This window comes from Streptomyces sp. FXJ1.172 (assembly GCF_001636945.3).
GTDB lineage: Bacteria > Actinomycetota > Actinomycetes > Streptomycetales > Streptomycetaceae > Streptomyces.
The window spans coordinates 107,776-127,196 of the sequence record NZ_CP119135.2 but is presented as its reverse complement, the minus strand read 5'-3'; the positions used below and the strand labels follow the sequence as shown (position 1 = coordinate 127,196).

Genomic DNA, 19,421 nt, shown 5'->3' with positions numbered 1-19,421 from the left:
TTGTTCACCCCCGTAGGCGGCGCCGACGTCCCCACGGGGGCGATCACTCGGGCAGGCGACGGCCGCTCAGTGCCGATCCCGGCGGCCCACAACCGCCCTGCCGGCCCCTTGGCCTGTCATCTGGTCACGGCTCTCTCGGCTCGGATCAGATCGGTGCGTACCGTGTCGCTGAGCAGCCTGCCCAGGCCGTCGAGGTCCTCCCGGGTGTGAAAGTGACCTCCTGGCCGCTCGCACGACTCGACGGCCGCGTCGGTGTGTTCCTGCCATCCCGTCATCCACGCCCGGCCGTTCGGCTCCTGTGCGCCGGCGATGACGGTGACGGGGCAGCGCAGCCGGGGGCCGGGCACGTACTCGTAGGTCTCCAGCACCTGGAGATCCGCGCGGTAGCAGGCCAGTGCGGCGCTGAGCAGGTCCTTGTCGGATCTGGTCGCTGCGGGCAGCGGGCCCCAGCGTCGTTCGATCTCGGCGTGCAGCCCGGGATCGTCCAGCGCGTGCAGCGGCTGGGCCGGCCGGTGCAGTGGCGGAGGCGGGCACGACGAGACGAAGAGCCGTAGTGGCTTCGGCTCCAGGGCCCTGGCCACCTCGAACGCGACGAGCGCGCCGAGGCTGTGGCCGAACAGGGCGAACGGCGGGGTGAACCGCACCTGCGCGAGGATCTCGCGCACCAGCTCCGGCATCTCGGTGAACGCCCGCTCCCCGAGGTTGTGCGCCCTGCCCGGTGGCTGGACGGCCGACAGCCCCAGGCCAGGTGTGTGCGCCGCCCACCGCGCGTACTCTCCCGCCGCGCCGCCCGCGTGCGGAAAGCAGTACAGGGTGGTCACGGCGGTGGCCGGCGCCGGGCGCTCGATCACCCGTATTTTGGTCATGACGCACTCGTCGAGTCGCGCATCTGCTCCTCGATCAGCGCGGTGAGTTCCCGCACCGACGGCGCGAGATACATCGACCGCACCTCCAGTTCCACCGGCAGCAACTGCTCGAGCCTGGCCACCAGGTCGGTCGCGACCAGTGAATCCCCGCCGAGATCGAAGAAGCTGTCGTGCGGGTCGATGTTCGGCAGGCCGAGCATTTCGGTGAACAGCATGGACACCGTCTGTTCCGTGTCCAGCCCGGCGTCCGCAGCGGACGACGGCGGCTGTGCGGCGGTCCCCGCCTCCAGCAGGTAACGCTGCCGCTGGAACGGGTAGCCGGGCAGGGGCACCCTTCGCACCTGTCCCGTGTGGGCTGCCGCCCAGTCGATCGGCAGCCCGGCGAGCCACAGCTCACCGAGTGCTGCCAGTGGATCGGTGACCGTGACGGCGATGTGCTCCGGCGTCCACTGTGGATGCTCCCGCAGGCGCGCGGACAGCCCTGCGCCGCCGGTCTCCAGGAACAGCCGGCCCGGAGTGTCCAAAGCGGACCGGATCTCGGCGTCGCCGCTGTCCGGGTGCAGGACGAGGTCCGGATTCAGCCCGAGCGCCTTCCAGCGCCGCACCTCCTCCGCGTCGGCCGTCTCCGGCACCAGCAGGGCCACGGCTCGCCCGTCCCTGGCGTGGTCACCGGTGACCAGCCGCTGCGGCGCGTCCCCGCCGAGCACCCGCAGTGCGTCCTGCCGGTCACGTACCACCGCATACCGGCGGTACCCGTGCAGCCGCCTGCCGACCTGCAGCGTCCACGCCACATCCCGCAGTTCAAGCTCGGGGTGATCGGCCAGCCGGCCGGCGAGCCGCGCCGTCAGCTCGTCCAGGGCGGCCGGGGTGTGCGCGGACAGCACCAGCACCTGGTCGTCCGCGGTCTTCGCCCTCGGCAGCGGCGTGGGCGGCTGCTCCAGCACGACGTGCGCGTTGCCACCGCCGAGCCCGCGCGCGGTGACACCGGCCCGCCGCGGCAGCCCGGAGGGGGCCCACGGCGTGGGCTCGGTCACCACGGCGAACGGGCCCGCCGCGAAGTCGATGTCCGGGTTCGGCTCGGAGTAGTGCAGGCTCGGCGGGATGATCCCGCGTTCCACGGCGAGCACCGTCTTGATGAACCCGGTGATACCGGCGGCGGCATCGGTGTGACCGATGTTGCCCTTCACCGAGCCGAGCAGACACGGCTGTTCGCGTGGCTTGCCGTCGGCGAACGCCTGGTTCAGCCCGGCGACCTCGATCGGATCTCCCACCCGGGTGCCGGTGCCGTGTGCCTCGACGTAGGTGATGGACGAGGGCGTCACGCCCGCGGCGCTGTGGGCGGCCCTGATCACCTCGACCTGCCCGCGGACTCCTGGCGCGGTGAACCCCGCACGGTCCCTGCCGTCGTTGTTCACCGCGGAACCGCGCAGCACGGCATGGATGTGGTCGCCGTCGGCGATGGCCTCGGACAGCCGCTTCAGCACGGTGATGCCGCATCCCTCACCACCGATCAGCCCGTCCGCGGCCGCGTCGAAGGGGCGGCACGTGCCGGTGGGCGAGGTGATTCCACTGACCCGGGCGTTGTCCAGCTTGGCGGGCAGCCGTACCGAAGTGCCGCCGGCCAGGGCGAGATCGCATTCCCCGGCGAGCAGTGCCCGCGCGGCGAAATGCACGGCGTACAGCGAGGTCGCGCACGCCGCCTGCACGTTGGCGGTCGGTCCCCGCAGACCCAGCTTGTAGGCGACGCGACTGGCCAGGTAGTCGCTGGTGGTGCCGGTCAGGATGTCCCAGTCGGTGATCGAGCCGTCTTCCTGTTGCTTGGCCCGCAGGATCTCCGTGTAGGAGGACAGGCTGCACCCGGCGTAGATGCCGATCAGGCCGGGGAATCGGTCCGGGTCGTAGCCGGCGCCCTCGATCGCCTCGACCGCGCACTCCAGCAGGACCCGGTGCTGGGGATCGATGAGCAGGGCCTCACGCGGGGTGTAGCCGAAATAACTCGCGTCGAACCATTCCGGTTCCTGCAGCAATCCACGCGCGGGCACATATTCCCGCGTTCTGCCGCCGACACCGGCCATGCTCTTCGGGGAGAAACGACTGATGCTGTCCACACCGGACACGAGATTGTCCCAGAACTGGTCGACATTCACGGCGTCCGGATAACGGCAGGCCAGTCCGATGACGGCGATATCCGTATCACGCTGTCCGGCTCCTGAATCAACGGAGTCCGGACTCTCAGCCCTGCCCTGCGAAACCGTAACCGGTTCCTGCTCCTGTGCCGATCCGTCAAGAAAAGCGGCGCACGACCGGATCGTGGAGTGGATGAACAGTTCGGGCAAGGTCGGCCGGATACCGATGCGCTGGGTGATCTGCTCTCGCACCAGCTGCATGAGCATCGAGTACCCGCCGACTTCGAAGAAGTTGTCGAGCACGCCAACCTCGTCGAGTTCGAGCACGTCACACCAGATTTCGGCGAGGATCCGCTCCGTCTGGGTGACCGGGGGCTGACGGGTACTCACCGCATCACGTCCCGGCGTCGCCCGTTTCCCTGATCAGTGGATATCGCCCAGTGTAAAGAAGCCATCACATCACCCCGTCCGATAAACCCCAGCGGCTTTCCCGATGGACCACCATACCCTCGCCCGCAGACCCGCAAACCTCACCCATACCACACCAAAGCCGACCTATTATTCACGGTCTTTACGATTACTCATTCACGGGGTTACGCTGCGAAGTGGCACTGGGAACTGGGTTGTCGGAACACGTCATGAACGACGGGGAAAGATGGGGGTCCATGTCGCAGCAGCTCTTTCTCGCCTGTCTGCCTTTCGCGGGCAGTGGTGCCGGTTTCTTCCGGGGATGGGAAAAGTTAGGTGTGTCGGAAGTCACTGTGCTTCCGGTCCAGCTGCCGGGGCGCGAGGAGCGATTCCTCGATGACCCGTTCACCGAAGTCGCCGACGCCGTCGCCGAACTGACACCGAAGATCCTCGCCGACGCCGGCGGACGAGCGCCCCTCGCGCTGTTCGGGCACAGCCTCGGCGCGGTGCTCGCCTACGAGATCGCCAGGGAACTCGAGCGGATCGGTCACCCTGGACTGTGTCACCTGTTCGTCAGTGGATCACCGGGGCCGCACAACGGACGGGCCGAACGAGCGACCGGCCTGCCCGACAAGGAGTTCCTGGCCGGAGTACAACGGTTCGCCGGTTACCGGCATGCGGCCTTCGACGATCCCGAACTGGCCGAGGTCCTGCTCCCGGTGCTCCGCGCCGACGTGCAGATGCACGAGAACTACCGGGCGACCGGCACCGAGCCGCTCTCGGTGCCGATCACCGCCCTGCGCGGCGAACAGGACGAACTCGTCTCCCGGGAGCAGGCCGAACAATGGGCCGGCCAGACGCGGGGTGCGTTCGCCTACCGGGAACTTCCCGGCGGTCACATGTATCTGGTCGACGAGCCGGACCAGGTGCTGCGCGCGATAGCCGGGAGTCCGGCATGGGGCGGCTGACCGGCAAGTCCGTGATCATCACCGGCGCGGCCCGCGGCCTCGGCCGCGCCTGCGCGCTCAGGTTCGCCGACGAGGGAGCCGACCTGCTCCTGCTGGACATCACGCGGGATCTCGCCGACGTGCCCTACCCGCTCGGATCCTCCAGCCAGTTGGAACACACCGCGGCCCTGTGCGAACGCGCGGGCGCCGCGACCGTGACCGCCGCCGTCGACGTGCGGGACGCCCGGCAGTGTGAACTGGCGGTCGACCAGGCGCTGGACCGGTTCGGCACGGTGGACGCACTGGTCAACAACGCCGGAATCGCCTCGCCCTCCGGGAAGATCGCCCATGACATCACCGAGCGGGAGTGGTCGCTCATGCTCGACATCGACCTCTCCGGCGCCTGGCGGATGATGAAGGCGGTCGCACCGGTGATGGTCCACCGCAGATCCGGCAGCATCATCAACGTGTCCTCGACCGCGGGCACGGTCGGATACCGGCACTTCGCGAGCTACGTCGCGGCCAAGCACGGGTTGATCGGACTGACCAAGGCCGCGGCCCTGGACTACGCCCCGATGCGGGTACGGGTGAACGCGTTGTGCCCCGGGTCGGTCAGGGACGATCCGGTGCTGGAGGGCCGGATGCTCGCCGAGATCGCCCGGTCGCTGGAGGTCCCGGTCGCCGAGCACGAGCGGATCTTCGTCCGGGATCAGCCGATGAACGCGCTGATCGAGCCGTCCGACATCGCGAGCGCGGCGCTGTGGCTCGCGGCGGACGAGTCCCGCCAGGTCACGGGCAGCGTGCTGACCGTGGACGGCGGCTTCACCTCCCGATGACCAGGAGAGCCCACCCGTGACGACAACGACGATCGATGATCCCGCCGCCGGATGCCACAGCCTCGTGCTGCGGCTGCCCGGCACGGCGGATCCGGAGCGCCTGCTGTCCGGGGTGCTGCCCGATCCGGTCCAGGTCTGGCAGACCTCGGTGCCGGCCGGCGCGGACGAGCCGGCGGCCGAGGAGCGCAGGCGCGCCGAGTCCCTGCGGCCCATCCATCGGGATGCCCCCCCATTACGAGTCGTGGCCCTGCGGTACGCCGACGGAGCCGTGGACCTGGTCCTGGTGGCCGTCCGCGCGCTGGTCCCGCCGGCCGCACTGCGGCGAATCGCCCATCTGGCGCTGGAGGGGCCCGGCGACGGCGTGCCGCGCTGGCCCGCCGCCGCCCGGCCGGGCTTCGTGCATCGCGGCGGCCTCGAGTGGGGCCTGGGCGATCCGGAGCTGCGCGGGGTCGTCGGCAGTGCGCGGATCGACCTCACCGTCCTCGGCGGGCAGGCCGAACGGCTCTTCCTTCCCGCGATCGCCCTGGCCTTGAGCCGGTACGGCGGCGGGAGCCGAGCGGAGCTGGGTGTGCTGGACCTGGACGACAGCACGGGCGAACATGTCCGCGTCCACTCGGTGGACGAGCATCCGCAGTCCTCGGTCGCGGACTTCCTCCGCCGGTTCGACCAGGCGCCGAGCACACCGCAGGAGCCGCCGTCGGTCGGGGTCGTCCTGAGCCCGCCCTTCGAGGAGGGCAGCTATACGGCCTGTCTGACGCCGGTCTTCCCGCTCACCGTCCAGCTGGACCGGGGCTCGTCACACGCCATCTGCCGGTTCGACCGGGGCATCGTGGACGCCGGCGTCGCGCAGCGGTTCTGCGCGCATGTGGCGCATCTGGCCGGGCAGTTGGCGGGCGGCGCAGCGGATCGGCCGCTGTCCGGGCTGGAACTGCTGCCGCGCGCCGAACAGGCGGCGCTCCTCGGGGCGGGCGGAGCGGGTGACGCTCCGCACGTGCGGGGGCGGATCGATCGCGCCTTCGAGGAGGTGGCCGCGAGGCAGCCGGAAGCCGTGGCGCTGCTGGCCGGCGAGGAGCAGCTGACCTACCGTCAGCTGAACGAGCGGGCGGACGCGGTGGCGGCGGGCCTGTGCGCGCTGGACATCGAGCCGGGCAGCCGGATCGGTGTCTGCCTGGAACGGGACGCCGATCTGGTGGTCACCCTGCTCGGCGTGCTCAAGGCGGGCTGTGCGTACGTGCCGATGGATCCGCGCTATCCGGCGCAGCGCCTGCGCTTCACCGCGCAGAACGCGGGGATGCCCGTCATCATCACGTCCGCACCGGAGTTTCCCCCGGTTCCCGGGATCCGGCTGCTGGCCCCCGGCGCGCTGACGGAACTCGGAGCGGGCCGGCCGCTGGCCGGTGCACGGCCTTCCGCCGAGGGTGACGACCCCGCCTACGTGATCTACACCTCCGGTTCCACCGGCACGCCCAAGGGCGTGGTCGTGCCGCACCGCAACGTGCTGGCGTTGTTGCGGGCCACCGCCGAGGACTTCGCCCTCGGCCCGGACGACACCTGGACGCTGTTCCATTCCAGTGCCTTCGACTTCTCCGTGTGGGAGATCTGGGGGTGCCTGCTCACCGGCGGCCGCCTCGTCGTCGTGCCCTACTGGACCACCCGCGACACCGAGGAGTTCTACGCCCTGCTGGCCGAGCGGCGCGTCACGGTGCTGAACCAGACGCCGTCGGCGTTCGCGCAACTCATCCACACCGATCAGCGCGTCCGCGGTGACCTGGCCCTCCGATTGGTCATCTTCGGCGGCGAACCACTCGACGTGCGCATGCTGGCTCCCTGGTTCGCCCGGCACCCGGCCACCGACTGCCGGGTGGTCAACATGTTCGGCATCACCGAGACCACCGTGCACGTGACCGCCCAGACGATCACCCCGCAGGAGGTCGTGGCGGGCTCACGATCGGTCGGCCGTCCGCTGCCGGGGTGGTCGGTGTCCATCCGGGACGAACGGGGGCGGGTCCTTCCGCCCGGTCCCCCGGGTGAGATCTACGTGGGCGGCGCGGGGGTGGCCAGCCATTACCTCGGCCTGCACGAGCTGACCGAGCAGCGGTTCATCCTCGATGAGCTGACCGGTGAACGGATCTACCGCAGCGGCGACAAGGGGCGGCTGCACCCCGATGGCCGCCTTGACCATCTCGGCCGGCTGGACAACCAGGTCAAGGTGCGCGGGCACCGCATCGAACTGGATGAGATCCGCACGGTGCTGCTGGGTGCACCCCAGGTGACCGCCGCGGCCGTCGTGGTCAACCGGGACCAGCCGGATGATCCGGCGAGCAGCCGGATCGACGCCTACGTCGTCCTCGAGGAAGCCGCGGACCCCGCACAGGTGCTCGCGCATGCCAAGGCGGTACTTCCCGACTACATGATGCCCGCGACGATCACCGAGGTCGCGGAGATTCCGCTGACGATCAACGGGAAAGCGGATGTCTCCGGTCTGCCCGATCCACGTACCGGGCCGGCCGGTGCGTCCGGCGCACCCGGCGCACCGGACGCGCCCGATGCCCAGGAGGCCGCCTCCAGTGGAATCGCCGATGACATCCTGAGCATCTGGAGCAAGCTGCTGAACACCCGGGTGAGCCTGCAGGACAACTTCTTCACCCTGGGCGGGAACTCGTTGCTGGTCGTCCGGGTTCTCGCCGAGATGCGGGAACGAAACCTGCCGAAGGTGTCACCGAAGCAGTTCTACGGTCATTCGACCGCGGCGCAGTTCGTCGAACTCGTCCGGCGGCTCGGCGAAGCCGACCGGTGACGTCGGTCGCCGGACCCGGTCAGCGCGTCCACGGGTCCGGCGGGACGTCAGGACACATCGCGCGCGTACGCCGCTCACCTCCCGAGGACACCCCGTCATCGGGAGGTGTCAGCCGATCCGGGCGACGCGGGCCGCGGCCACGGCCACCAGCAGTCCCAGAACGACACAGGCTGCGCAGACGAGGAACATCACCTGGTATCCGGTGGCCTGGGCGACCAGGCCGAGGCAGCCGCTGCCGGCGGCGAGGCCCGCGGTGAAGCAGGCCCCGAAGGCCGACAGCGCCGTGGCGCGCTGGCGTTCGCTGACCGAGCGCACCACGAACAGTCCCAGCACCGGGTAGATCTGCCACATGCCCACACCGATGAGTACGCCGCCGAGCACACCCACACCGAGGCCGTGCGACACCCCGATGAGCACGATCCCCAGAGCCTCGACGAGGAACAGACCGGCGAGCGCCACTGGTTGCTTGGCCTCCCAGCGGATCCAGGTGCCGGCTATGCGCAACAGCACCACGGTCAGGGAGTACGCGGTGACCACGGCCGCTCCCCCGGAGATGCCGAGGGCGTTGAACTTCGCGACCGCGAAGCTGGAGACGGCCGCGAAGCCGAACGCGGTGAAGATCAGCGCGACGCTGGGCAGCACGGTGCCGAGCAGCGCCCGGCCCTGCTCGATGCCGGTCCGCTCCGCCTTCGGGGGGAAGCGCACCTCGGGTACGCACAGGGCGATGGGGATGACGAGCAGGGCGATCAGCCCGGCGATCACGAACGTGCTCGCCGTGCCCACCAGGTTCTCGGTCAACGTACCCAGCGGAGCGCCCAGGCCGATGGCCACATAGTTGACGGTGCCGCTCAGTCCCAGCGCCCAGCTCTGCCGGTCCTTGCCGACCAGCTGCACCGGCCAGACCCCGGCCGCGGCCAGCATCACGCCCATGCCGACACCCACCAGCAGGCGCAGGGCGATGAGTTCGGCGATCGAGCCGGCGAGCGGATAGCAGACGGTGGCGAGCGTGGTCAGCACCGTTCCGCCGATGGTCAGGGCCCGGGCACCGAGGCGGTTCATCAGCGCGCCCGACACCGGGCGGGACAGCAGCGAGGTCAGCGCGTAGGCGGTGATGACCGCGCCGACCTCCGCCGGGCCGCCGTGCAGCCGGTCCGTGACGTAGCCGGGCAGGATCGGGATGGTCAAAGCGAACGGCAGGTAGCCGATCCCATTCGCCAGCGCGATCAGCAGCGCGTGCCGTACAGATCGCTTGTCGGTGGTCTCGGCCTCGGGCTCTAACTCGGTCTGCAAAGATTCACTCCCCCATGTCCGGCAACGAACCTAGCGGTCACGGGCGCACGGCGCCATCCGGGGTCGCTTCGGGCCTTGTGTGGAGGACTTCGCGGGCCTGGTCCGCGGCGCGGGTGATGCTTTCGGAGACGTAGTCGAGGAAGCGGGCGATGTTCTCGAGGCGGGTGGCGGCGGGGGTGTTCGGGCCGAGGACGGGGATGCCCTGCCGTGCGGTCTCGGCGACCTGGGCGGTGCCGCGGGCGCTGGCCATCATGGACTGGTACCAGACGTCGTCGTCGACGACGTAGCGTTCGCGGCGGCGTTCGTCGCGTTCCCTGCGGATGAGGTCCTGGCTCTCGAGGAACGCGGCCGCTTTGGAGACGGATGCCGGGCTGACCTGGAGGTGCTGGACGAGTTCGGACGCGGTGTGGCCGCCGGAGTCGCTGATGCAGAGGCAGGCCAGGACCCGGGCCATCATCTTGGGCGTGCCCGACTGTATGAAGACGGTGGTGAGCCTCTCCTCGTACGCGCGCACGGCCTCGGCGTCGCGTCCGTGGGGCTGCGGCGGCGTCTTCGGGTTCCGGGGCGCGGCCTGCCTGCGGCGCTGGGCGCGGTGTCCGCTGGCGCGATGGGCGAGGTCGGCGCGGTAGGCGGTGGGGCCGCCGTTGCGCATGACCTCGCGTGTGACGGTCGAGGTCGGACGGTCCAGGCCTCGGGCGATCTCGGCGTAGGCGAGGCCGTCGGCCAGCCCCAGCGCGATCTGCTGGCGTTCCTGCTGGGTGAGCCTGCCTCCCGGCATCGCGGTCTCCTTCGCGGTCTCTCGTGGCCCTGATGTCTCCAGCATAGCGTTCACCTCCACTCCATTGCAACGAAGATGATGAAGGATGTTGCGTTACCCTTCAGGTCGTTGCAACAATTTCCCTGCCTCTACCTGCAGTTATGACGTTCAAGTGCAACGATGTTGTTGCCAGCGACGCGAACGCAACGTAGCTTTTCCTGCATCGGAAACAACGCAGCCGAAGGAGAGCACGATGCAGAAGTTCCTCACCCCCGCCCCCGTCCAGGCCGTCGTCGACATCCCCGCCGGACGCATCCAGCTCATCGCCGCGGACCGCGCCGACACCACCGTCGAGGTCCGGCCCGCCAGCCCCGGCAAGAACCGCGACATCAAGACCGCCGAGCAGATCGACGTCGCCTACGCCGACGGCGTCCTGCGCATCCAGGCCCGGGAAGCGAAGAACCGGGTCCTCGGACACCCCGGCTCCGTCGAGGTCACGGTCCAACTGCCCGCCGGCTCCGCGTCGAGGCGAAGTCCGGGGCCGCCGAGTTCCGCGGCGTCGGACGGCTCGGTGACGTCGACTTCACGGGCGGCTACCGCTCGGTCAAGCTCGACGAGGCCGCGAGCGCCCGCCTCACCGCCCACGACGGCGAGGTCACGGTCGGCCGCCTGAACGGCCCCGCGCAGATCAGCACCCAGAAGGGCGACATCCGGATCGCCGAGGCCGTGAGCGGCACCGTCACCCTGAGCACCCAGGCCGGTGACATCACCGTCGGCGCCGCCCGCGAGGTCTCCGCGTCCCTGGACGCCGGCACCTCCTGCGGCCGTGTCAGCAACGCGCTCAGGAACACCGACGGCGACGCCGCCGGCCTGAGCATCCACGCGACCACGTCCTACGGAGACATCACCGCCCGCAGCCTGTAGACCGACCGGCATGACGACGCGGGCCACCACCGCACCCCGTCCCGCCCGAGGGCGGCGTACACCGACACCCCGTCGGAGTGCGCCGCCCCTTTCGTGTGGGCGCTCAGCCCGCCGTCTCCCGTTCCGGCGGCAGGATCAGCGTCGGCTCGAGCACGACGCGGGTGGCGGGAGCCGGTTCTTCGCGGGTCAGGGTCACCGTGTAGCGGGTGCCGCGCTGCTGGCGCCAGTGGGCCTGGGCGACCACCACGGCGACGTACGGGATGACGACCGCGCCGACGAGGGCGCAGGCCGCGACGACGGGCCAGCGGTTCCAGGTGGCGGCCATCAGGACGACACAGGCGGTGCGCACCAGCATCGCCATGAGGTAGCGGCGCTGGCGGCCGCGCAGGTCGCGGGTCAGGCCGGTGCGGGCGCGGGTGATGGACTCGGCCGGGAGGGCGTCCCGGCGCCATGGGGTTTTGCTCATCGGGCCTCCGTGGACACTCCGGCGCGAGGGCCGGAACCGGATGGGGAACAGGACCGGTACGCGGGCATGCCGGTGCCGTACGGGGTGGGCTCTTGGGGGCTGCTGCGCGGCATGCGGCGGCCGGGCGGCCGGCAGCGTGGGATCAAAGAGGGTGGCGCAGGCCGTGCGGGCGTCGAACGGCCCGCTTCAGATGGGGAGTTGGAAAGACTGCGGCGCGGGTGACCGTCCCCTGGTCGCCCGCGCCGCCCTCACTGGCCCGGTCCTGTGCGGTGTGCCGGGTCAGAGCAGTTCCTGGTCCGGCTCCCGTCCCTCGGCGGAGGAGCGCTGGGCGCCGATCTCCGCGTGGCCGCCCGCCGAGCCGTGACCGCCCAGTGCGCCATGCCCGTTCGCGTGGGCGAAGTGGGCCAGGGCCTCCTGCATCTCCTGCTCGGTCGGCTTCGCGATCTGGTTGCCGTACAGCCAGCGGCTGAGCTTGTAGCGCAGCATCTGCTTGCGCAGGTGGGGGTTGGGCACCCCGTTGTGCTCCGTCTGGGGCGCCGGCAGCGGCTCGTAGCCCTTGCGGGCCAGCAGCGCGTACTCGCGCTGGCGGTCCAGGCGCTCGTGCACCTCGACGAACTCGCCGTGCGGCAGCCTCCTGATGCGTCCGGTCTCGCGGCCGTGCAGGAGCTTGTCGCGGTCGCGCCGCTGCAGGCCCAGGCAGATGCGCCGGGTGACGACGTACGCCACCGCCGGGACCAGGAAGATGCCGACCCGCACCGAATAGGTGATCGCGTTCAGGGACAGGTGGAACTTCTCGGCCAGGACGTCGTTGGCGCCGCCGAAGAACAGCACCAGATACAGGGCGACGAACGCGACGCCGAACGCGGTCCGCGTGGGGTGGTCGCGCGGCTTGTCGAGGAGGTGGTGCTCGCGGCGGTCCCCGGTGACCCAGGCCTCCAGGAACGGCCACAGGGCGATCACGGCCATCATCAGCGTGGGCAGGACGACGGCGGGGAGCACCACGCCCATGTTGACGGTGTAGCCGCCGACCGAGAACTCCCAGGCCGGCATGGCCCGCAGGGCGCCTTCGAGGAAGCCCATGTACCAGTCGGGCTGGGAGCCCTGGGAGATCTGGTCTGGCCGGTAGGGGCCGTACGTCCACACCGGGTTGATCTGGGCGATGCCCGCCAGCAGCGAGAGCACACCGGCGATGATGAAGAAGAAGCCGCCCGCCTTGGCCGTGTAGTGCGGGAACAGGGGCTGGCCGACGACGTTCTTCTCGGTGCGGGCCGCACCCCGGAACTGGGTGTGCTTGTGGTAGAAGACCAGGATCAGGTGCACGGTCAGCAGCGCCACGACGATGCCCGGGATGAGCAGGATGTGGAAGCTGTAGAACCGGCCGATCACGTTGTGGCCCGGATACTCGCCGCCGAACAGGAACATCGACAGATACGTGCCGACCAGCGGAATGGCGAGTGTGACGCCCTCGGCGATGCGCAGGCCGGTGCCGGAGAGCAGGTCGTCGGGCAGCGAGTACCCGACGAAGCCCTCGAGGGTGACCAGGACCAGCATCACGAAGCCGATCAGCCAGTTGACCTCACGCGGCTTGCGGAACGAGCCGGTGAGGAAATGCCGCAGCGTGTGGATGCACAGCGCACCGATCATGGTCAGCGCCGACCAGTGGTGCAGCTGGCGGATGAACAGACCGCCGCGCACCTCGAAGCTGATGTGAATGGTGGAGGAGTAGGCCTGCGACATCTGCACGCCCTGCAGCGGGGCGTACGGTCCGTGGTAGACCGTCTCGGACATGCTCGGGTCGAAGAAGAACGTGAGCCACAGCCCGGTCAGAAGCAGGACGACGAAGCTGTAGAGCGCGATCTCGCCGAACATGAACGACCAGTGCTCGGGAAAGACCTTCCGGATCAGGAACCTGAAGTTGTAGATCCCGAGCCGTCCGTCCACCCAGTCGGCGACGCGCTCGCCTTTCGGTACCTCGGTGCGGGCACCCGGTGGCGCCGTTTCGGTCGTGCTCATACCCGCGCACCCTCCCCTCGCCGCTCGGCCGTCACCGGCACATCCGGTCCGGCCGGCAAGCGGTCGGTGGCCGGGGTGGCCTGCCGCGGCGCAAGCAGGCCCGTGCCTTCGAGCAGCTGGAACGCTATCGACGCGCGATGCGGCTCCACAACCGCCTTTGAGTCTAAGTCCAGGCTCAACTCAAGTGATCCTTGAGTGAGTTTCGAGTGGCGAGAGCGGAATTCGATCTTCCTCTGTCTCAACTGGGCTGGTTTTGCTGGCCCGTTACGTGCGCAATACAGCCACACGTCCGGCAAGTCGCCTCCAGCAGATGCCAGTTGATCTGCTTTTCTCATGCGTGCAGAGTAGGCCCGCCGACTTTTCGGCGCACGGCCGGGTACGCCTTGCCACCGGGTTTCACGGGTGTGTTGTTTTCAGGGGCGGCGTTGGTCGCAGACCGGGGCCGCGGGCGGCCACTGGGCCGACGATCCGGCGGTGGACCGCCAGCGGGCGGAGCCGGTGGAGACGCCGATGGCGGGCCGGTCCGGGGCGATCGAGCGGCGGCGGCGCGCGCCCTGGCCGTGGGTGGTGCTGGGCGGGGCCGCGGGGAGCGGGCCGCGCGGGCCGAGCAGTGCGGCGCGCAGCAGCGCCGGGCGCAGTGCCGCGGCGGGCGTGGCCGCCGAGTGCATCAGGCCGAGGAGCAGTGCCGCGGCGGACGGGTCGGTGGTCGCGGCGGCCGCGAGCCGGGCCGCGTAGCGCCCGCTGAGCCGGGCGCGCAGGCCGGCCCGCGGGTCCTGGCAGCCGTGGGCGGCGCGCAGGGCGAGGGTGGAGGTCTGCCAGAGGGGGGCCAGCCGGTGGGCGATGGCCCGGCGTAACCGGTAGCCGAGGCCGATCGCCGTGCCGTGGCCGGCCAGCAGGTGGTCGAGGACGAGGGCGCAGCTCACCGCGACCGTCATGCCCTGGCCGTAGGCCGGGTCGAGGGCGGCGAAGGCGTCGCCGACGACGAGGAACTGGTCGGGCCAGCGGCGCAGCTTCTCGTAGTGGCGCCAGCGGTTGCCGGCGGGCGCACTGGTGTAGACGGGGCCGAGCGGGGTGGCGGCCTCGAGGACGTCGCGCAGCAGCGGGTGGCGCAGGAGGCCCGCGGCGTGCAGCAGTTCGGTGTGGTCGGCGGGCGGGCGGGCGCCGTCGCCGACGCCGAGGGACACCGACCAGCGGCCGCCCTCGACGGGGTGCAGCATGCCCTGGGCCAGGTGGCCGGGCGCGGGCAGGAGCAGCAGGCTCTTCCAGTCGGCGACATGGCCGATGGGCGGCGCGTACAGGGCGGTGGCGACGGCGGTGCAGGGCTCCGACCGCGTCTCCTTCGGCGGCGCGTAGCCGAGTTCGGCGAGCCACTCGGGGGCGCGCGAGCCGCGTCCGGTGGCGTCCACCACGAAGTCGGCCGGTATCAGCCGCCGGGCGGTCCAGCCGCCTTGTGCCTTGCGGTCGCGGCCGCGCACCCAGACGCCGGTGACGGTGTCGTTGCGGCCCGGTTCCAGCGCGACGGCCTCGTGCTCGGGCAGGAAGGACACCTTGGGATCGGCGCGCAGCCGGTCGCGTATCACCGCGTCGATCACATCGCGGCCGGCGCTCAGCATCGACAGCTGTGCGCCGCCGGTCCGCGGCAGCCAGCCGCCCGGGCCGAGCAGCAGCATGTCCTCGGGCATCCGCACGCGCACCGCGCCGGCGCGGGTCAGGTCCTGGCCGATGCCAGGGAACAGCTCCTCCAGGCCCTGCTGGGCGGCGGTCATGAGGGTGTGGGTGTGCCGCGCCTGGGGCACACCCCGGCGCCGCCCGGGGCCGCGGGGCACCCAGTCGCGTTCGACGACGGTGACCTCGTCCATGAAGTTGGCCAGGGCCCGTGCCGCGGTGAGCCCGGCGTAACTCGAGCCGATGACCACGGCACGGCCGTGGCCGCCGCCATGATCGCCGGTGACCTGCACGCCCTGCGTCGGCTCCCCCAACTCCCCCACCCCTTCACTGCGTTGTGCTTGCATCATGCGCGCACCGGCCGCCGGTGGGGCAGGCGTTCGGGCAATCGGGAAGGGGAGTTCGAGGGGCGCTCAAGCGTGTTCCTAGGGGGTCTTGAGCGCCGGTGCGCCAAGGGCCCGGTCCACCAGGGGGCCGGCGAGGCCGGTGTAGCCGTCCGGGTCGAGCAGTGCTGCCGCTTCACCGGGGTCCAGCACCCCGGCCAGCTGCGGGAGTTCGGACAGCACGGCGGCGAGCGGCCGGCCGGTGGCGGCGGCGAGGTGCGAGGCCTGGGTGAGCAGCTCCTTGGCGGCCGTCTTGCCGATGCGCGGGGCGAGGACGGCCGAGACCCGCTCGGAGACCAGCTGTCCGCCGGTCGCGGCGAGGTTGGCGCGCATCCGCTCCGGATGCACGGTAAGTCCCCGCGCGAGTTCGACGGCCGTGTGCGCGGCGCCGCCGGTGAGCCGCAGGGCCTCGCGCAGCGGCTGCCACTCGGCGTGCCAGAGCCCGGCCGAGCGTTCGTCCTCGGTGGGCAGACACTGCATCAGTACGGCGGCCAGGGCGGGCACCTGCAGGGCGGCGGAGCGGATCAGGGTGGCGAGCACCGGGTTGCGCTTGTGGGGCATGGCCGAGGAGGCGCCCCGCCCGGCGACCGCGGGCTCGGCCACTTCGCCGATCTCGGTGCGGGTGAGGACCAGCACATCCGCGGCGATCTTACCGAGGGCGCCGGTGGTGTGGGCGAGGGCGGCCCCCAGGTCGGCAACGGGGGTGCGCAGCGCGTGCCAGGGCAGGTCGGGGGCGGCAAGGCCGGTCTCGGCGGCGAACGCGGCCCCGAGTTCCTCGAGGACGGCCGCCGGGTCGGCGTCCTTGCCCGCGTACTGGAGATAGCCGGCCAGGGTGCCGGCCGCGCCGCCGAGCGCCACCGGGAGCCCGCCGTCGGCGATGCGCTCGAGGCGCTCGACGGAGTCCAGGACCAGCCGGCGCCACCCGGCGGCCTTGAGCCCGAACGTCGTGGGGACGGCGTGCAGGGCCAGGGTGCGGCCCGCCATCACGGTGTCCCGGTGCCGGACCGCGAGGGCGCCGAGGGCGTCGGCGGCCTCCCGCAGGTCCGCGACGATCAGGCGCAGTGCGCGGGCTGCCACCAGCATCGCGCCGGTGTCGAAGACGTCCTGGCTGGTGGAGCCGCGGTGGACGTACTCGGCGGCGGCCGGGGAGCGCTCCGCCACCACCGCGGTCAGCGCCTTGACCAGGCCCACCACCGGGTTCGCCGTCTCCCGTGCGGTCAGGGCGAGTTGGCGTACGTCGAGCAGGTCGGCGCGGGCGGCGGCCGTGATGGCCTCGGCCGCGTCGGCGGGCACCGTGCCGCAGCGGGCCTGGGCGCGGGCCAGGGCCGCCTCCGCGTCGAGCATGGCCTGCAGCCAGGCGCTGTCGCCGACGGCCGCCTCGACGGGGGTGCCCGCGCGCACCGGGGAGAGCAGCCCGGCGTCGAGGTGGCCGGGCAGGGCGGCGGACCGCGGCGCGGGACGCGGGGAGTGCTGCGCGGGGGGCTGCGGGGAGGTCATGCGCTTGCCTTCGTGCCCGGGGTGACGGCCACGGCCGCGGACGGCCGGTGCGGGAGCGCGGCAGCCCCCGGCACGGCTTCGGGCACGGCCAGGACCGCCGCCGCGATGGCGTCGGAGTCCTCGAGGGTGACCGAGCCGACGCCGGGCCTGATGCCGGCGGCGGTCACCCAGTGCACGGACTCGGTGGGCACGCCGTAGGCGAAGCGCCGGGGATGCGGTACGTCCGCCGCGTCGATGAGGTGGTAGGGCCGCTCGGTGACGGCGAGCCCGCCGGTCTCGTAGTCCGCGCCGCCGTTGTCCCCGGGGATGCGGTAGGGGCGGCACTGGCCGGTGCGCAGCAGCTGGTTCATCAGCGGGTCGGCGGTGCGCCTGAGGTCGATCTCGGGCAGGCGGGCCTCGATGAGGACGCCGGCCCGGATCCGTACGTCGTCTATCTCGCCGGAGGTGGCGGTGAAGCAGGGGCCCGAGGGGTCGTTGGCGCTGGTGCCGACACGCAGGTCCGGGCCGGTCACGTCGAGCACACCGGCGTCGATGAGCGCGGCCATCTCCTCGATGCGGGAGGCGGGCGGGCCGATGGACAGGTAGGCGTTGAGCGGGGTGTACCAGCGGTCGAGGTCGTCGCGGTGGGAGGCGGCGGTCAGTCCGGCGTGGTCGACGGCGAGCCGCACCTCGTTGCGCAGGTCCCGCAGGATGTCGAGGGCGGCCTTGACCGGTCCGCTGACGTTGCCCTGGCGGGCGAGGCGGACGTCCTCGTCCAGGTGGCCGCGCAGCCAGCTGCGGAAGGCGGCCAGGTCACCGAAGACGCGGCTGCCGTAGGGGCGGGCGATGCGCTCCCAGTCCCAGCGCGCGGCCGCCTCGATCCCGGCCGCGTCGAGCAGCCGGTCCTCGGCCGGGCCGGGCTCGGCCTGCAGGTACCGCTCGGTGAACTCCTCGGTCACCGAGGCGGGTTCACCGCGTTCGGCGAGCAGGGCCGTGTAGTAGACGGCGCACACCTCCTTGGAGATGAGCGGCCACAGGTCGGCGGCGAAGTCGATGGCCCCGCTGTGCCGGTCCCGGGCGCGCAGCGAGGCGATGTACCCGGCGGTCAGCAGCCGGGGGAAGTAGCGGCCGTGGGCGCCCTTCTCGTTCTCGCCGCGCGCCTGGTACGGCACGCCGCGCCGGGATCCGGCGTACAGGCGCGGCTCGCGGCCCGAGGGCCGGTAGACCAGGCGGCCGTCGACGCGGGTGAAGGTGCCTCCCCGGCCGTGGGTGAACAGCGCCATGTAGTCGAAGAAGTTGAGCCCGAGCCCGCGCAGCAGCACGCTCTGGCCGGGCCGGACGCACGAGAGGTCCACGTCGGCGGGGTTGGCGGGGGCGATGTACGTCAGCCCGTGCCGGGCGGCGAAGGCGGCCAGGCGACGCTCGGTGTCGGAGGGGCGGGCCGGCACATGGCCCTGGGCGAGGACGACGGCGGACAGCCCGGTCAGCCGGGTGCCGTCCTCGAGGGTGACGGTCTGCGCGCCCGCGCCCGCGGCGGTGTCGTCGGCGTCCTCCAGGGCGACGGCCCGCACCGCGTGGGTGCGTACGGTCACATGTGCGGCGGCGTTCGCCACGACCCGCTCGAACGCCCAGGTCAGATAGGAGCCGTAGAGCGCGCGGGTGGGATAGACGTCGGGGCCGAGCGCGCGTGCCTCGGCGATGACCTCGTCGTCGTAGCCGCCCTCCGGGCCGCTCTCGAGGGTGCCGGACTCCAGGGCCTTGGCCCACGCGTACAGGCTCGGCCCCTCCTCCAGCGGGCCGTCGATGCGGACGCTGGCGTCGGTGTAGACCGTCACCTGGGAGGCGACGGTGTTCATCAGCAGGTGCCTCGACTGCGTCGGGCGCCACACCCGCCCCGAGCCCGGCGGGTCAGGATCGACTACATGCACGGTGACGGTGTCCCAGCGGGGCGACTTCCGTTCCTGCGCACAGAGCCGTTCCAGTACGGAAAGGCCCCGGGGGCCGGCGCCGATGAGACACACCTCCAGGTGTGCCGGCGTGCCGTTCCCGGCCGGCGCGGCGGTTGCGCGGGTGCCTGGGTCTCCGGGGGGAAAGGCCTCACCCGGGGGAAACTGAGCGGCCGTCATGACGATCGGCCCTGCGGGGAGTTCGACGCGGACTGCGCGTTCGCCTCCGTGCGTACCGTCCACAGTTCCTCCTTCCTCGGGCAACCGTCGGTGCAGGCGCTCAATCAGGGCTCGGTTCCGGGTGGAAGCGGCCTGGAGCAGTCAGGACGGGACAGTTACGGAGGCAGCCCCCGAACGATGCTGTATCGGGACTCGAGTCGCTCATCGGGTAATGAGATTGTTCGCCCGGAGGCGAGACGCCTCGTGAAGGAGCCTCGATGAAGTCTCAGCCGTGTCCGAGAAGCCACACTCAGGAAAGCCGTGCTGCCGCCGGATCCGTCCTCTGTGCTGCCTGCATCCAC

13 protein-coding genes and 1 pseudogene are annotated in these 19,421 nt (G+C 71.4%); 4 read left to right on the top strand and 10 right to left on the bottom strand.

What is annotated here, in order from left to right; translation table 11 throughout:
• Window positions 1–116: 116 nt before the first annotated feature.
• Together A6P39_RS44900 and A6P39_RS44895 are read right to left on the bottom strand one after the other, a co-directional pair.
• The gene (locus A6P39_RS44900; protein ID WP_275884445.1) at window positions 117–866 is read right to left on the bottom strand and encodes a thioesterase II family protein; all 750 of its coding nucleotides are present in this window, start codon (window positions 864–866) and stop codon (window positions 117–119) included.
• Window positions 863–3,382 carry a type I polyketide synthase gene (locus A6P39_RS44895; RefSeq protein ID WP_275884444.1) on the bottom strand — a complete coding sequence of 840 codons (2,520 nt, stop codon included), beginning with the start codon at window positions 3,380–3,382 and terminating at the stop codon, window positions 863–865. The genes A6P39_RS44900 and A6P39_RS44895 overlap by 4 nt, the downstream gene beginning before the upstream one ends.
• 248 nt (window positions 3,383–3,630) lie before the next feature.
• Here A6P39_RS44895 and A6P39_RS44890 point away from each other — a divergent pair, with 248 nt between their 5' ends.
• Genes A6P39_RS44890 through A6P39_RS44880 form a run of 3 tightly spaced genes read left to right on the top strand, consistent with a single transcriptional unit; the run spans window position 3,631 to window position 7,980 of the window.
• Complete coding sequence (locus tag A6P39_RS44890; RefSeq protein WP_331454243.1) at window positions 3,631–4,368, top strand: thioesterase II family protein; 738 nt, start codon at window positions 3,631–3,633, stop codon at window positions 4,366–4,368.
• Window positions 4,356–5,183: an SDR family oxidoreductase gene (locus A6P39_RS44885; RefSeq protein WP_275884442.1), complete on the top strand. Its 828-nt coding sequence runs from the start codon at window positions 4,356–4,358 to the stop codon at window positions 5,181–5,183. The genes A6P39_RS44890 and A6P39_RS44885 overlap by 13 nt, the downstream gene beginning before the upstream one ends.
• A gap of 16 nt (window positions 5,184–5,199) precedes the next feature.
• The gene (locus A6P39_RS44880; protein WP_275884441.1) at window positions 5,200–7,980 is read left to right on the top strand and encodes an amino acid adenylation domain-containing protein; all 2,781 of its coding nucleotides are present in this window, start codon (window positions 5,200–5,202) and stop codon (window positions 7,978–7,980) included.
• Between the two features lie 108 nt (window positions 7,981–8,088).
• Here A6P39_RS44880 and A6P39_RS44875 read toward each other — a convergent pair whose 3' ends face one another.
• Window positions 8,089–9,270 (bottom strand): MFS transporter, encoded by a 1,182-nt coding sequence (locus A6P39_RS44875; RefSeq protein WP_275884440.1) that lies wholly within the window; start codon window positions 9,268–9,270, stop codon window positions 8,089–8,091.
• A 37-nt stretch (window positions 9,271–9,307) separates the two neighbouring features.
• Complete coding sequence (locus tag A6P39_RS44870) at window positions 9,308–10,048, bottom strand: helix-turn-helix domain-containing protein (protein ID WP_275884439.1); 741 nt, start codon at window positions 10,046–10,048, stop codon at window positions 9,308–9,310.
• A 232-nt stretch (window positions 10,049–10,280) separates the two neighbouring features.
• Here A6P39_RS44870 and A6P39_RS44865 point away from each other — a divergent pair.
• A pseudogene (locus A6P39_RS44865) lies at window positions 10,281–10,951 on the top strand (DUF4097 family beta strand repeat-containing protein).
• Between the two features lie 103 nt (window positions 10,952–11,054).
• Here A6P39_RS44865 and A6P39_RS44860 read toward each other — a convergent pair.
• The 6 genes from A6P39_RS44860 to A6P39_RS44835 all read right to left on the bottom strand — a co-directional run bounded on the left by A6P39_RS44860 (window position 11,055) and on the right by A6P39_RS44835 (window position 19,080).
• On the bottom strand, window positions 11,055–11,417 hold the full coding sequence (locus tag A6P39_RS44860; RefSeq protein WP_275884438.1) for a DUF3099 domain-containing protein: 363 nt from the start codon (window positions 11,415–11,417) through the stop codon (window positions 11,055–11,057).
• Window positions 11,418–11,696: 279 nt separating this feature from the next.
• The gene (gene qcrB / locus A6P39_RS44855; RefSeq protein ID WP_275884437.1) at window positions 11,697–13,430 is read right to left on the bottom strand and encodes a cytochrome bc1 complex cytochrome b subunit; all 1,734 of its coding nucleotides are present in this window, start codon (window positions 13,428–13,430) and stop codon (window positions 11,697–11,699) included.
• Window positions 13,427–13,765 (bottom strand): hypothetical protein, encoded by a 339-nt coding sequence (locus A6P39_RS44850; RefSeq protein WP_275884436.1) that lies wholly within the window; start codon window positions 13,763–13,765, stop codon window positions 13,427–13,429. Before A6P39_RS44850 ends, qcrB begins: the two co-directional genes overlap by 4 nt.
• 78 nt (window positions 13,766–13,843) lie before the next feature.
• A complete protein-coding gene (locus A6P39_RS44845; protein WP_275884435.1) occupies window positions 13,844–15,409 on the bottom strand; it encodes an NAD(P)/FAD-dependent oxidoreductase in 1,566 nt (521 codons plus the stop codon).
• A 111-nt stretch (window positions 15,410–15,520) separates the two neighbouring features.
• Entirely contained in the window at window positions 15,521–16,975 is a 1,455-nt protein-coding gene (gene pcaB / locus A6P39_RS44840) for a 3-carboxy-cis,cis-muconate cycloisomerase (RefSeq protein ID WP_275884434.1), read from the bottom strand.
• Window positions 16,972–19,080, bottom strand: coding sequence for an FAD/NAD(P)-binding protein (locus tag A6P39_RS44835; protein WP_443053151.1), 2,109 nt, complete (start codon window positions 19,078–19,080; stop codon window positions 16,972–16,974). The genes pcaB and A6P39_RS44835 overlap by 4 nt, the downstream gene beginning before the upstream one ends.
• Window positions 19,081–19,421 lie beyond the last annotated feature (341 nt).

Bases quoted from the DNA above. Each gene is read 5' to 3' on its own strand.
- pcaB (WP_275884434.1), bottom strand. From the start codon at position 16,975: ATGACCTCCCCGCAGCCCCCCGCGCAGCACTCCCCGCGTCCCGCGCCG.
- A6P39_RS44835 (WP_443053151.1), bottom strand. From the start codon at position 19,080: ATGACGGCCGCTCAGTTTCCCCCGGGTGAGGCCTTTCCCCCCGGAGAC.
- A6P39_RS44885 (WP_275884442.1), top strand. From the start codon at position 4,356: ATGGGGCGGCTGACCGGCAAGTCCGTGATCATCACCGGCGCGGCCCGC.
- A6P39_RS44890 (WP_331454243.1), top strand. From the start codon at position 3,631: ATGAACGACGGGGAAAGATGGGGGTCCATGTCGCAGCAGCTCTTTCTC.
- A6P39_RS44870 (WP_275884439.1), bottom strand. From the start codon at position 10,048: ATGCCGGGAGGCAGGCTCACCCAGCAGGAACGCCAGCAGATCGCGCTG.
- A6P39_RS44860 (WP_275884438.1), bottom strand. From the start codon at position 11,417: ATGAGCAAAACCCCATGGCGCCGGGACGCCCTCCCGGCCGAGTCCATC.
- qcrB (WP_275884437.1), bottom strand. From the start codon at position 13,430: ATGAGCACGACCGAAACGGCGCCACCGGGTGCCCGCACCGAGGTACCG.
- A6P39_RS44900 (WP_275884445.1), bottom strand. From the start codon at position 866: ATGACCAAAATACGGGTGATCGAGCGCCCGGCGCCGGCCACCGCCGTG.
- A6P39_RS44850 (WP_275884436.1), bottom strand. From the start codon at position 13,765: ATGAGAAAAGCAGATCAACTGGCATCTGCTGGAGGCGACTTGCCGGAC.